Annotated in this window: 10 protein-coding genes; all 10 read left to right on the top strand. The window is 63.6% G+C overall.

Annotated features, from left to right (window positions below; translation table 11 throughout):
• The first annotated feature begins 3 nt into the window (after positions 1–3).
• The 10 genes from ACX12L_RS03370 (at position 4) to gltS (ending at position 13,412) form a co-directional block, all read left to right on the top strand.
• Positions 4–1,083, top strand: coding sequence for an HlyD family secretion protein (locus tag ACX12L_RS03370; protein WP_054667827.1), 1,080 nt, complete (start codon positions 4–6; stop codon positions 1,081–1,083).
• A gap of 3 nt (positions 1,084–1,086) precedes the next feature.
• Positions 1,087–3,849, top strand: a complete 2,763-nt coding sequence (gene rbbA, locus ACX12L_RS03365) for a ribosome-associated ATPase/putative transporter RbbA (protein WP_459261330.1) — start codon at positions 1,087–1,089, stop codon at positions 3,847–3,849.
• A gap of 1 nt (position 3,850) precedes the next feature.
• A complete protein-coding gene (locus ACX12L_RS03360) occupies positions 3,851–4,981 on the top strand; it encodes an ABC transporter permease (RefSeq protein WP_459261329.1) in 1,131 nt (376 codons plus the stop codon).
• 49 nt (positions 4,982–5,030) lie between these two features.
• Positions 5,031–5,492, top strand: coding sequence for a phasin family protein (locus ACX12L_RS03355; RefSeq protein ID WP_044396478.1), 462 nt, complete (start codon positions 5,031–5,033; stop codon positions 5,490–5,492).
• Positions 5,482–6,228 carry an acetoacetyl-CoA reductase gene (gene phbB / locus ACX12L_RS03350; protein ID WP_153160106.1) on the top strand — a complete coding sequence of 249 codons (747 nt, stop codon included), beginning with the start codon at positions 5,482–5,484 and terminating at the stop codon, positions 6,226–6,228. Before ACX12L_RS03355 ends, phbB begins: the two co-directional genes overlap by 11 nt.
• A gap of 83 nt (positions 6,229–6,311) precedes the next feature.
• Positions 6,312–8,678 carry a DUF3141 domain-containing protein gene (locus ACX12L_RS03345; protein ID WP_459261328.1) on the top strand — a complete coding sequence of 789 codons (2,367 nt, stop codon included), beginning with the start codon at positions 6,312–6,314 and terminating at the stop codon, positions 8,676–8,678.
• Entirely contained in the window at positions 8,675–10,096 is a 1,422-nt protein-coding gene (locus ACX12L_RS03340; RefSeq protein ID WP_459261327.1) for a bifunctional enoyl-CoA hydratase/phosphate acetyltransferase, read from the top strand. The genes ACX12L_RS03345 and ACX12L_RS03340 overlap by 4 nt, the downstream gene beginning before the upstream one ends.
• A gap of 43 nt (positions 10,097–10,139) precedes the next feature.
• Entirely contained in the window at positions 10,140–10,892 is a 753-nt protein-coding gene (locus ACX12L_RS03335; RefSeq protein ID WP_018715730.1) for an SDR family NAD(P)-dependent oxidoreductase, read from the top strand.
• Positions 10,893–10,971: 79 nt separating this feature from the next.
• On the top strand, positions 10,972–12,210 hold the full coding sequence (locus ACX12L_RS03330) for an acetate/propionate family kinase (RefSeq protein WP_051084431.1): 1,239 nt from the start codon (positions 10,972–10,974) through the stop codon (positions 12,208–12,210).
• Positions 12,207–13,412 (top strand): sodium/glutamate symporter, encoded by a 1,206-nt coding sequence (gene gltS, locus ACX12L_RS03325; protein ID WP_003050035.1) that lies wholly within the window; start codon positions 12,207–12,209, stop codon positions 13,410–13,412. Before ACX12L_RS03330 ends, gltS begins: the two co-directional genes overlap by 4 nt.
• Positions 13,413–13,499 lie beyond the last annotated feature (87 nt).

Here is a 13,499-nt window from a genome sequence, read left to right as displayed (position 1 = left end):
CCCATGACTGTCTCCCCCTCTCTCAAGAAAAAACTCCTGGTCGCTTTCGCTGCAGCGGTTGTTGCCGCGCTGGCCTGGTGGAGCTGGACGAGGTTTACCGACAGCGGCCCGGGCGAAGGATTCGTCAACGGCAATGGCCGCATCGAAGCCACCGAGATCGACGTGGCCACCAAACTTCCCGGCCGCATCGAAGACATCCTGGTGCGTGAAGGCGATTTCGTCACAGCCGGCCAGCCACTGGCCAAGATGCGGCTGGAAACGCTGGAAGCGCAGCGCGACGAGGCCCTGGCCATGCGTCAGCAGGCTGAGCATTCGGTGACCGCGGCGCAGGCACAGGTGGCGCTGCGTGAAGCCGACGTGACTGCCGCCTTGGCTCTGGTTGGTCAGCGCGAGTCCGAACTGGACGCCGCGCAACGGCGCCTGACACGCTCCAGCACGCTGTCGAGTGAGGGAGCCGCCTCGATCCAGGAACTGGACGATGACCGGGCGCGCGTACGGGGCGCCCAAGCGACCCTCGCGGCCAGCAAGGCACAGGCCGCCGCTGCCCGCGCCGCGGTCGAAGCCGCCAGGGCGCAGCTTGTCGGCGCGCAGTCCAGTGTGTCCGCCGCTACGGCCAGTATCAGCCGCATCGAAGCCGACATCCGCGACAGCGAACTGCGGTCTCCGCGCGACGGACGGGTTCAGGTGCGTGTCGCGCAACCCGGTGAGGTGCTTGGAGCGGGCGGACGTGTCTTGAACCTCCTTGATCTGTCGGACGTGTACATCACCTTCTTCCTGCCCGAAACCGTGGCCGGCCGCGTTGCGCTGGGCTCGGAGGTTCGCATCATTCTGGATGCCGCGCCCGAGTATGTGATTCCAGCCACCGTTTCCTTCGTCGCCAGCGCAGCGCAGTTCACCCCCAAGACGGTGGAAACCGCCAGCGAGCGACAAAAGCTGATGTTTCGCGTGCGCGCGCAGATTTCGCAGGAGCTGCTGCGTGAGCACCTGAACCAGGTCAAGACCGGTCTGCCCGGCGTAGCCTGGGTCAAGCTCGACGCCAAGGCCGAGTGGCCTCAGAACCTCTCCGTTCGTGTGCCGGAGTAAGATATGAGCCACAGCGCGCAGCTCGCGACCGTTGCAAGTGTCCGCCAGGTAAGACTGCGCTACCGCGACGTCATTGCCTTGGATGGCATTGACCTGGACATCCCCGCTGGACGGATGGTCGGTCTGATCGGCCCCGACGGCGTGGGCAAATCCAGTCTGCTCTCATTGCTGGCGGGTGTGCGCATCATCCAGGAGGGCACGGTCGAGGTGCTGGGTGGCGACATGGCCAGCAAGGCCCATCGCAAGCAGGTATGCCCGCGCATCGCCTACATGCCGCAGGGACTGGGCAAAAACCTGTATCCGACGCTCTCGGTCGAGGAGAATCTGCAATTCTTCGCGCGCCTGTTCGGTCATGGCGCCGCAGAGCGCCGCCAGCGGATCGACGAACTGACTCAGGCCACTGGCCTGTTCAAATTCCTGGAGCGCCCGGCAGGCAAGCTGTCCGGGGGCATGAAGCAAAAACTCGGCCTGTGCTGCGCGCTGATTCATGACCCGGATTTTCTGATTCTCGATGAGCCGACGACTGGCGTGGACCCGCTGGCGCGCGCGCAGTTCTGGGATCTGATTGACCGTATCCGCGCCGATCGCCCCGGCATGAGCGTGATTGTGGCCACGGCCTACATGGATGAGGCCCAGCGCTTCGACTGGCTGGCCGCCATCGACGACGGCAAGGTCCTCGCCACCGGTACGCCGAAGGAATTGCTGGAGACAACAAACAGCCCGAACCTGGAAGAGGCATTCATCCGCCTGCTCCCGGAAGAGAAAAAGCGCGGACACCAAGCGGTTGTCATTCCGCCTCTGCCTGAGGACGGCGCGGACGATATCGCCATCGAAGCCGAGGGGCTGACCATGCGCTTTGGCGACTTCGTTGCTGTCGACAGTGTCTCCTTCCGTATCCGGCGCGGTGAGATCTTCGGCTTCCTCGGTTCCAACGGGTGCGGCAAGTCCACGACGATGAAGATGCTCACCGGCCTGCTGCCGGCGAGCGAGGGCCGGGCCTGGCTGTTCGGCCACGAAGTGAACCCGCATGACTTGGACACCCGCCGCCGCGTCGGCTACATGTCGCAGGCATTCTCGCTCTACAGCGAAATCACGGTACGCCAGAACCTGGAGTTGCACGCCAAGCTGTTCAGCGTGCCCCCGAAGGACATTCCGGGCCGCGTCGAAGAGATGGTGGAGCGCTTCGGCCTGGTGGAAGTCATCGACAGCTTGCCGGCCAGCCTGCCTCTGGGCATACGCCAGCGCCTGTCGCTGGCAGTCGCCATGGTGCACAAGCCCGAACTGTTGATTCTGGACGAGCCGACCTCCGGGGTCGATCCAGTAGCGCGCGATGCATTCTGGCGGCTGCTCATCGAGCTGTCACGTCGCGACCGGGTGACGGTCTTCATTTCCACCCACTTCATGAACGAGGCCGAACGCTGCGACCGCATGTCAATGATGCATGCGGGCAAGGTGCTCGACAGCGACGTGCCCGCCAAGCTGGTCGAGAAGCGCGGCGCTAAAACCCTCGAAGAGGCCTTCATCGGCTACCTCATCGAGGCGGAGGGCGGCACGGTCGCTCCCGCCGGCCCCACCGAGGCCGCCAATACGGCGATTCAGACGCCAGCGACACACACTGAGCACATCGGGCACAACGCTGAAGGCTTCAGCCTGCGCCGCATGCTCAGCTATCTGTGGCGCGAAGCACTGGAACTGCAGCGCGATCCGGTGCGCGCCACCCTGGCGCTGGGCGGTTCGCTGCTCCTGATGTTCGCGATCGGCTTCGGCATCACCTTGGACGTCGAGGACCTGAGCTATGCGGTGCTCGATCGCGACCAGACCACGCTCAGCCAGAACTACACGCTGAACTTGGCCGGCTCGCGCTACTTCACAGAGCACCCGCCTATCGTCGATTACGAGGATCTCGACCGGCGCATGCGCAGCGGCGAACTGTCATTGGCCATCGAAATCCCCGCTGGCTTTGCCCGCGATGTGTTGCGGGGCCAGAACGTGCAGATCGGTGCGTGGCTCGACGGCGCCATGCCGCAACGCGCGGAAACCGTCCAGGGCTACGTTCAGGGCATGCACCAGCACTGGCTGCTCGTACAGGCCAGCGAACGCAGCGGTGCCAGCGCCGCAGGCAATGCGAGCGTCGAGACGCGCTTTCGCTACAACCCCGATGTCAAGAGTCTGCCAGCCATGGTGCCGGCGGTGATCCCTCTGCTGCTGCTCATGCTGCCGGCCATGCTGACTGCGCTGGCGGTGGTGCGCGAGAAAGAAACCGGGTCGATCACCAATCTGTACGTGACGCCGGTCACGCGCATCGAGTTCCTGCTTGGCAAGCAACTGCCCTATGTCGGTCTGGCCATGGTGAACTTCCTGCTGATGAGCCTGCTCGCGGTCACCATCTTCGGTGTGCCGGTCAAGGGCAGCTTCTTGACCCTGGCGCTGGCCGCGCTGATCTTCTCCTTCGCCGCGACAGGCATGGGGCTGCTGGCCTCGGCCGTCACGCGCAGCCAGATCGCGGCCATGTTCTTCGCCATGATCGGCACCCTGATTCCGGCCACCCAGTTCGCCGGCCTGATCGATCCCGTGTCCTCGCTTGAAGGCTCCAGCAAGTTCATCGGCGAGATCTACCCCGCCACGCACATGATTTCCATCAGCCGTGGCGTATTCAGCAAAGCGCTTGGCCTGGCCGACCTGACAGGGCCGCTGTGGTCGATGCTCATTTCGGTTCCGGTCATTCTCGGCGTGGCTGTTTTGCTACTCAAGAAGCAGGAGCGTTGAGATGCGCAGAAGAAACCTGGCCAACATCTACGACCTTGGTGTCAAGGAGCTGTGGAGTCTTTGGCGCGATCCGATGATGCTTGTGCTCATCGTCTATGTGTTCACCGCGTCGGTCTACACCAAGGCCACGTCCATGCCGGAGACGCTGCACAACGCGCCCATCGCCATCGTCGACGAGGATAATTCGGCGCTGTCCCAGCGGGTTGCCTCGGCCTTCTACCCCCCGCAGTTCACGCCACCGGCCATGATCGACTATGGGGACGTGGACCCGGGCATGGACGCGGGGCTGTACACCTTCGCTCTGGTCATTCCGCCCAACTTCCAGCGCGACGTGCTGGCGGGGCGATCGCCTGCCGTGCAGCTCAATGTCGACGCCACCCGCATGAGCCAGGCCTTCACCGGCAGTGGTTACATCCAGCAGATCTTCACCGGCGAAGTCAATGAGTTCGTCAAGCGTTACCGCGGCACCGACGCGCCACCCGTGGATCTGGCATTGCGCGCCCGCTTCAACCCCGCACTGGACAAGGCCTGGTTCGGCTCGGTGGTGCAGATCATCAACCACATCACGCTGTTGTCCATCATCCTGACCGGCGCGGCGCTGATCCGGGAGCGCGAGCACGGCACCATCGAGCACCTGCTGGTGATGCCGGTCACGCCCGCGCAGATCATGCTCTCCAAGGTCTGGTCGATGGCCCTGGTCGTGCTGATCGCCTCCTTCCTGTCCCTCAATCTCATGGTGCGCGGCGTCCTGGGCGTTCCCGTCGAGGGTTCCATTGCGCTGTTCTTCGCCGGCGCGGCGCTCAGCCTGTTCGCCACCACCTCGATGGGCATCTTCATCGCCACGCTGGCGCGCAACATGCCGCAGTTTGGCATGTTGATGATGCTCACCATCATGCCGCTGCAGATGCTGTCGGGTGGCACTACGCCACGCGAAAGCATGCCCGAGATCGTGCAGAACATCATGCTGGTCGCACCCACCACCCATTTCGTGGAACTGAGCCAGGCCATCCTTTATCGGGGCGCGGGGCTGGAGACGGTGTGGCAGCCCTTCCTGGCGCTGGCCTTGATCGGCGCGGTGCTGTTTTTCCTGTCGCTGGCACGCTTTCGCAAAACGATCGGCCAGATGGCCTGATCGTTTGACCGCCCGATTGGGCATTTCAACCCAAGCAAGGAGTTTGACCATGAGCAATGAAACCATCCCCCTCAACCTCTTCAAGGCGAACCTGGAACTGCAACTGCGCCTGCAGCGCCTGATGCAGGAAAACGGCCAGCAATGGCTGGAGAACGCCACGCGCGCGGGCAGCGAAAACATTGCCGAGTCCGGCACTGAGATCGAAAGCCTGCTCAAGGCCCAGAACTGGCAGGAGTTGGCCACGCTGCCCGCGCAGGCCTTCTGGCGTCAGTTTCAGCACCAGATGGGTGGCGCGCAGGCACTAACGCAAGTCGCAATCAAGAATCAGACCACCTTCACCCAAGGCCTGCAGCAAGCCATTCAGGACTGGCAGAAATCGGTCACGCAGGCCGTAGGCCAGGCAGATGCGATATTGCCGTTCCAGGATATTTTCAAGCAATGGGGAGCGGTGTGGGCCAAGGCACAGGACAAGGACGCACCAGCCAAGACAGGTGGTCGCAATGCCGGCTGAGCAACGCACTGCACTGGTCACCGGCGGCAGCGGCGGCCTGGGCGAAGCCATCGCCCGGGCCTTGCACGATGCGGGCCATACCGTGCTCATCGTCCATTCGCCGGGCAATGCCAGCATTGGCGCGTGGCTGAAAACCCAAGCCGGCGAAGGTTACGACTTCGCCGCCTACGGCGCGGATGTGGCCGACCATGCCCGTTGCCAGGAACTGGCTGACCGCATCCACACAGACGGGCATCGCATCGACATCCTGGTCAACAACGCGGGCATCACGCGCGATGCCACGTTCCGCAAGCTGAGCTACGCCGATTGGGATGCCGTCCTGCGCGTCAATCTCGATTCCGTATTCAACGTGACCCGGCCATTCATCGACGGCATGCTCGACAGGGGCTGGGGCCGGATCATCAACATCTCCTCCATCAACGGCTCCAAGGGGCAGTTCGGCCAGACCAACTACTCCGCCGCAAAAGCCGGCATGCATGGCTTCACAAAAGCCCTCGCACAGGAAGTGGCGCGCAAAGGCGTGACGGTCAACACCGTCTCGCCGGGGTATCTGGACACGAAGATGGTGACGAACATGACCGAGGGCGTGGTCAAGCAGGTGATCGCCGGTATCCCGGTAGGCCGCCTAGGGCGGCCTGCGGAAGTCGCAGCACTGGTGGCATTCATCGCCAGCGAGTCTGCGGGATTCATGACCGGCAGCAACGTCTCGATGAATGGTGGCCAGCACATGTACTGACTGCGGCAGGGCCGCCAGGGCGCTGTGTCGGCGGCTCCTTTCTATTCGTTTTCCTTTTCAGCATACAGGGAGTGCCCATCGCCATGAACCGAGACACCACGACATCTCCAACGACCGATTGGGGGCAGTTGCTGTGGGATCCATTGCGACTCCCGGCGAAGGCAACCGAGTATGTAGTGGATGCCTGGCAGCGGCTAATTCTGTATGCCGACGTTCGCCGCCAACGCGGCAACCAGTACCAGGCGCATTTGCAGGAGCGTACGCCGAACGTACTGGACTTCGCTTGCGAGATCGTCATGTCCGGGCTGGATCTTCCGCGGCCAGTCAACTATGGCCTCGTACGCATCCAGCCGCCAGCCGACACGCCGAGCGATCCCCGCAAGCGACCGTTCGTGGTGGTCGATCCACGCGCGGGCCACGGCCCAGGCATCGGCGGCTTCAAACCTGACAGCGAGGTCGGCGCGGCCCTCAAGGCGGGTCATCCCTGCTACTTCGTTGGCTTTCTGCCCGATCCCGTTCCCGGTCAGACCGTCGAGGACGTCATGCGAGCCGAAGCGGCCTTCGTGCGCAAGGTCGGCGAGCTGCACCCCGACAGCCGCGGCAAGCCTGCGGTCATCGGCAATTGCCAGGCGGGCTGGCAGATCCTGATGGCAGCCGCCGTCTGGCCCGAGCTGTTCGGGCCGATCATCGTGGCCGGCGCGCCACTGTCGTACTGGGCGGGCGACATGCCGATGCGCTACGCAGGCGGCCTCACTGGCGGTAGTTGGTTGACGGCATTGACCAGCGACCTAGGAGCTGGTCGGTTCGATGGTGCCTGGCTGGTTCAGAACTTCGAAAACCTGGACCCGGCCAATACGCTTTGGACCAAACAGTACAACCTGTACGCCAAGGTCGACACGGAAGGCCCGCGCCACCTGCAGTTCGAGAAGTACTGGGGCGGCCACGTCTTCCTGAACGACGTGGAGATGCAGTACATCGTCGACAACCTGTTCATCGGCAACAAGCTGAGTACGGCCCAACTGGTGACGTCCGATGGCGTGCGCATTGACCTGCGCAATATTCGCTCGCCGATCGTGGTGTTCTGCTCCTATGGGGACAACATCACTCCACCGCCCCAGGCCCTGGGCTGGATCACCGACCTGTACCGCAACGACCTGGATGTGGTGGGACATGACCAGACCATCGTCTACGCCACCCATGACAGCATCGGGCATCTGGGCATCTTCGTCTCCGGGAGCGTCGGGCGCAAAGAGCACCGGGAGTTCGCAGCCAACATCGACATCATCGACGTGCTGCCAGCCGGCATCCACCACATGCAGATCGACGAGCATCACGACGACGCCCAGGAAGGCGAACCAGCCAGTGACGCCTACCTGACCCGGATTCGCCGCAGCAACATCGATGAAATCCGTGAGATCGTTCGCCCCGATCCCGAGAGCGATCGCCGTTTTGCCGCCGCTGCGCGGATCTCCGAGATCAACTTGGCCTGCTACCGCAGCTTCGTGCAGCCGTGGGTACGCGCCTGGGTCACGACCGAGGGCGCACGGTCGCTGGAGCCCCTGCATCCCCTGCGCATCGGCTACGAACTGTGGTCCGACCGCCAGCCGCTGGCAGCCGCCGTGCAGAAGGCTGCGCATCATGTGCGCGCGCACCGCCAACCCGTCACCGAGGCCAATCCTTTCCTGCAACTGCAGACACAGTTTTCCACCGCCGTCGAACAGATGCTGGATCAATTCCGCGATTGCCGCGACCGGACCTATGCGCAAGCCTTTGACACGCTGTACAGCCTGCCGCTGGTGCAGGCCATGACAGGGCAGAGCCTGCACGATGAGGCACCGCCGCGGGCCCATCCCAGCGAGACGCCCGAGCACCGCCAGTATCTGGTGCAAGAATTGACCCACCTCGAAGGAGACGTTCACAGCGGTGGGCTGGTGGAAGCAGCCATCCGGGCACTGTTCTTCGTCCTGGCCGCGCGTGGCGAGGCCGACGCGCGGCATTTTCGCCACGCAGAAGAGCTGGTGCGCCCCCAACTGGGCGACGACTTCGACATGCAGGCCTTCCGCCACCTCGTGCGTCGCCAGGCTTTGCTCATGAGGTTCGACGAGGACGCCGTGATGTCCGCCATTCCCGGGCTGCTGAGCAACATAGCGCCAGATGACATCCGACAGGTCGCGGGGATGATCACGCAAGTGATCGGTAGCGGCGATGCGCTGTCCGCACCAGAGCAAGCCAGGTTGAAGCAGGTGTCTACCCTGTTCGAGCAGGCGATCCGTCAGGTGCAGGCGGCTTCGGCGCCCGCTATGCCCTCTGCCAATGACCCACGCTCTACGGTGGCGGACACGAGACCAAAGACTGCCTCGCCAAAGCCGAAGGCGCCTCAAAAGACAACGGTATCCAAGACACCCGTCGCGCCGCAGATAAGACAAACACGGCGAGGAAAAAGCAAATGACGACTTCGCCCAAACCGGTCGATGCCACTGCCGATGCATGGCATGTCCTGCGCAACCGAACCTTCGACGAGATCGCCATCGGCGACAGCGCCAGCCTCGAACGCGCGTTTTCGTCGCAAGACATCCACATGTTCGCGCTGCAATCGGGCGATGTGGATCCAGAACCTGCTGTGTCCTCAAGCGCTCGGGGCACCACGGAGGCCATTTGTGCAAACGCCCTGATCTCGGCTGTGCTGAGCACACGCCTGCCGGGGCCTGGAACCCGCTATGTCAACCAGAATCTGTGCTTCCTCGGGGCCGTTCGACCCGGCGACAGGCTGACCGTGCGGATGCAGGTGACCAGCAAGGACACGGCCAACCACCATGTCACGCTGGCCTGCACCTGCACCAACCAGGAGGGGGTAGCGGTTTTCCAAGGCCAGGTAGAGGTCGTGGCGCCCACCGAACGCTTGGAACGAACGCGCACCGTGTTGCCGGAAATCCACCCGAATGCGCAGGGCCGCACAGGCCTGCAAAGCCTGCTGGCGCATGTCGCGCACTTGCAACCGATTCGTGTGGCTGTCGTCCACCCCTGCGATTCTCCCAGCCTGTCCGCTGCGCTCGAAGCACGCCATGCGGGACTGATCGAACCGGTGCTGGTCGGGCCACAGGCGCGGCTGGAGGCAGTCGCCGCGGAGGCCGGGCTGGATCTGGCCGACGTCGCCATTGTGGACGCACCCCACAGCCACGCCGCCGCGCAGCAAGCCGTCGCCCTGGCGGCCTCAGGTGAAGTCGAAGCCCTGATGAAAGGGAGCCTGCATACCGACGAGCTGATGTCCGCGCTGGTTTCGACTGCGGCAGGGTTGCGCACCAAGCGTCGGGTCAGCCATTGCTTTTTGCTACAGACACCGGCCTATCCGCGCCCGTTCATCGTCACCGATGCGGCGATCAATATCGCCCCGACTCTGGAACAGAAGGCGGACATCATCCGCAACGCCATCGAGCTGGCGCAGGTAATCGGCGTGCGCGAACCCAAGGTCGCGATCCTGGCCGCGGTCGAGACGGTGAGCCCGACGATGACGGCCACGCTGGACGCGGCGGCGCTGTGCAAGATGGCTGATCGCGGCCAGATCACTGGCGGCCTGCTCGACGGGCCGCTCGCCTTCGACAACGCGGTCTCCATCGCCGCTGCGCGTACCAAGGGGATCGTCTCCGAGGTTGCCGGGCAGGCTGACATCCTCGCCGTGCCTGACCTGGAGAGCGGCAACATGCTTGCCAAGCAGTTGATCTTCCTGGGCGGAGCAGCCAGCGCCGGGATCGTCCTTGGAGCCAAGGTGCCGGTCATTCTGACCAGCCGTGCCGACTCGCGCGATACGCGCATCGCCTCATGCGCGATTGCACTGATGCTGGCCCATCACTATCGGCTGTCGCCCCCTTGAGCGGACTTGTTAGCAACTTAACCACCCCTTTGGAGAAAACACCATGCAGTATTCATTCTCTGGCCGCGTAGCCCTGGTCACCGGTGCAGGATCCGGCATTGGCGAGAGCATCGCCCGGCTTCTTGCGAGCAACGGTCTGAATGTCGTGGTCTCGGACGTCAGCGCCGACAATGCGCAGCGCGTCACCAGTCTCATCAACGCCGAGGGCGGCCACGCCGTGGCCAATGTGGCCGACGTGGCACGCATCGATGAGGTCCAGGCTGCCGTGGCCTGCGCGGTCGATGCGTTTGGCGACCTTCATTTTGCCGTCAATAACGCCGGTATCAGTGGCGACCAGAGTCCTGTGGGGGAACTGGACCCTGCCGCCTGGAGCCGGGTGATCGATGTCAACCTGAACGGCGTGTTCTATGGCCTGCGCCATCAGATTCCCGCCATCCTGCGCTCTGGAGGCGGCGCCATCGTCAACGTCTCCTCCATCCTCGGAGTGGTGGGCGACGCAGCGAACCCCGCGTACGTCGCAGCCAAGCATGCTGTTACCGGGCTGACCCGGTCGGCAGCGCTGGCCTATGCCCCCAAGGGAATCCGGATCAATTCGATCCATCCCGGTTACGTACGTACGCCCATCCTGGATTTCCTGGATGAATCGGCCCTCCAAGAGGCCGTTGGCCTGCATCCGATCGGTCGCCTGGGTACACCGGACGAAATCGCCCATGCCGTGGCGTTTTTGCTATCGGAAGGAAGCAGCTTCCTTGCTGGCACCCAGCTCATCGCCGATGGCGGCTACACAGCGCGCTAAGTCTGAAGACGATGAGACCGCAGACAACCGCGCACACCTTGGCGAGGTCGCACGGACGGCGCGCAGAGAGGACGACCTGATGGACGTCACCATGGCCCGCTCTAGGCGCCACGAACACAGACTGATCCTTGTGCTGAACTGCGGCTCATCCAGTATCAAGTTCGCGGTGTTCGATTCCTCGGCCGCGCCACTGCCGCGCCAGGCATTGTGGAATGGCAAGGTGCAGGGAATCGGTGGCGCCAACCCGGATTTCGGAGAGACGGGGGTTGCGCCGTTCCCGATCGAACTGGAAACGGCACATCCGTATCGCGCCGCACTGCGCCTCATCCGCGATCGTGTCAGCCAGCGGCTCGACGGCCGCCGGATCGGTGCGGTCGCCCATCGTATCGTCCACGGCGGCAGTAAATACTTCATGCCCGTGCGCGTGGACGCGAATGTCCTGGCCGACCTCAAGGGCTACATTCCTCTGGCCCCGCTGCACCAGCCATTCGCGCTCGAAGCCGTGGAGATCCTGCTGCGGGAGCAGCCCGATCTGCCACAGATGGCCTGCTTCGACACGGCCTTCCACCACACTTTGCCCCAGGTCGAGAAGGTCCTGCCGTTGCCCTATGCCGCATGGGAGCGCGGTCTGCGTCGGTACGGGTTTCACGGCCTGTCGTATGAGTACATGGCAGTGGCCTTGCCCGAACGCCATGGCGACGCCGCGCGCGGTCGCACCGTCGTTGCCCATCTGGGCAGTGGCGCCAGTCTGTGCGCCATGCGTGGACTCAAAAGCGCGGCCACCACCATGGGCTTCTCCGCGCTTGACGGCCTGATGATGGGCACCCGCACCGGCGCGCTCGATCCGGGTGCGGTGCTCTACCTGATGGAAATCGAGAAGCTCTCACTGGAGCAAGTGGGGCGCGTCCTCTATCACGAGTCCGGCCTGCTCGGCGTTTCGGGAATCTCGGCCGAGCCGCGCGTCATTGTCGGACACGAGAACGATGCAGGCGAAACGGGGGAGCGAGCGCGCTTGGCACTGGCCCTTTACGTGCGCCGCATCGTACGCGAGATCGGGGCCTTGGTCGCCGTGCTGGGTGGCCTGGACATGCTGGTGTTCACGGCGGGTGTCGGTGAACACAATGCGTTCATTCGCGAGCGCATCTGTGCGGCGCTGGGCTTTTTGGGCATTGCCTTGGATACCGATGCCAACGCCAGCCACGCGGCGACGATTTCCAGCGATCACAGTCAGGTCACCGTGGCGGTCGAGCCCACCAACGAAGAGTGGATAGCCGCCAGCCATGCGCTGTCCTGCCTGGACAGGGAGAAGGCGCGATGACGATCGATGCCTTCCATGGATTCACGCTCGCCATCCTGCTGTTGTTCGTGGGCAAGGGCTTGGTTGCGCGTTGGGGCATCTTGCGTCGATACAGCATCCCGGAATCCCTGGTGGGCGGCTTGGCCTGCGCCCTGGTTGTCTTCGCCCTGTACTACGGTGCGGGGATCGTCATCAGTTTCGATCTCGAAGCGCGTGACGCGCTGCTGCTGTACTTCTTTGCGGCCATTGGCCTGGGTACCGACGCCCGCACGCTGCGCCATGGTGGACGGCCCTTGCTGATCCTGTCGGGGTTGGCCATCGGGTTCATGGTGCTGCAGAACCTGGCCGGGATGGAGATGGCACGCGCCTTCGGCCTGGATCCGCGCACCGGGCTGATGGTGGGATCGATTTCCCTGACAGGAGGCGTGGGCACCACCTTGGCCTGGTCCGATCACTTCGTTCACAACCTCGGCATTGCGCAAGCGCAGGAACTGGGATTGGCAGCGAACATGATCGGCCTGATCGCGGCCTGCACCATCGGGGGCCCAGTCGCAAGCTTGCTCATGCGTAGGCATCGGCTTCAAGCCTCTGGGGACAGCGCCCTGGAAATTGGCACGCTGCACAGGGATGAGCAGCATGCCCGCCTGGACTACTACGGCCTGCTGCTGGCATTGCTCTGGCTCAACTTCGCCTTGATGTTGGGATACGGAATCAATGCCTTGGTCGCGCGTACCGCCGTCACGCTGCCCGCCTTTGTGGGCTGCCTGCTGGCCGGAATTCTCCTGCGCATGGCGGCCGACTGGATGAGGCCAAGTGGGCGCGGACGTTTATGGAACTGGCCGAGCATGCAGCCAGGCATCGCCCTGGTTTCCGACATGTCATTGGGCCTGTTTCTGACCATGGCGCTGATGGGACTCAGGCTCTGGGAACTGCAGCCCGTGCTCGCCTTCATCACGGCGGCGATGCTGGTGCAGATTGCCTTGGTCATCGCATTCGTTTTGCTGATTGTTTTTCGGGCAATGGGCAAGGATTACCAAGCCGCCGTGGTGTGCGCGGGTTTCGGCGGTATTGCGCTGGGATCTACCGCCACTGCCATCGCCAACATGACGGCGGTGACTCGGGAGCATGGTGCGGCACGCGAGGCGTTCATTGTGGTGCCCTTGGTATGTGGGTTCGTCATCGATATTGCGAACGCACTGGTAATCAGCCTGATGGCCGGTTAGGCGAAGCGAAACAGCGGAGCGAGCTGGCAGATGGATACATCGCTGACGCGCTGGCGAGGCGTCGTCGCCCAGGAAATCGCAATCGAC

Source organism: Alicycliphilus sp. T452 (genome assembly GCF_054512775.1).
The sequence above is the reverse complement of the archived record's forward strand: the minus strand, read 5'-3'. Positions and strand labels throughout refer to the sequence as shown.

Bases quoted from the DNA above. Each gene is read 5' to 3' on its own strand.
- ACX12L_RS03370 (WP_054667827.1), top strand. From the start codon at position 4: ATGACTGTCTCCCCCTCTCTCAAGAAAAAACTCCTGGTCGCTTTCGCT.
- rbbA (WP_459261330.1), top strand. From the start codon at position 1,087: ATGAGCCACAGCGCGCAGCTCGCGACCGTTGCAAGTGTCCGCCAGGTA.
- ACX12L_RS03360 (WP_459261329.1), top strand. From the start codon at position 3,851: ATGCGCAGAAGAAACCTGGCCAACATCTACGACCTTGGTGTCAAGGAG.
- ACX12L_RS03355 (WP_044396478.1), top strand. From the start codon at position 5,031: ATGAGCAATGAAACCATCCCCCTCAACCTCTTCAAGGCGAACCTGGAA.
- phbB (WP_153160106.1), top strand. From the start codon at position 5,482: ATGCCGGCTGAGCAACGCACTGCACTGGTCACCGGCGGCAGCGGCGGC.
- ACX12L_RS03345 (WP_459261328.1), top strand. From the start codon at position 6,312: ATGAACCGAGACACCACGACATCTCCAACGACCGATTGGGGGCAGTTG.
- ACX12L_RS03340 (WP_459261327.1), top strand. From the start codon at position 8,675: ATGACGACTTCGCCCAAACCGGTCGATGCCACTGCCGATGCATGGCAT.
- ACX12L_RS03335 (WP_018715730.1), top strand. From the start codon at position 10,140: ATGCAGTATTCATTCTCTGGCCGCGTAGCCCTGGTCACCGGTGCAGGA.
- ACX12L_RS03330 (WP_051084431.1), top strand. From the start codon at position 10,972: ATGGACGTCACCATGGCCCGCTCTAGGCGCCACGAACACAGACTGATC.
- gltS (WP_003050035.1), top strand. From the start codon at position 12,207: ATGACGATCGATGCCTTCCATGGATTCACGCTCGCCATCCTGCTGTTG.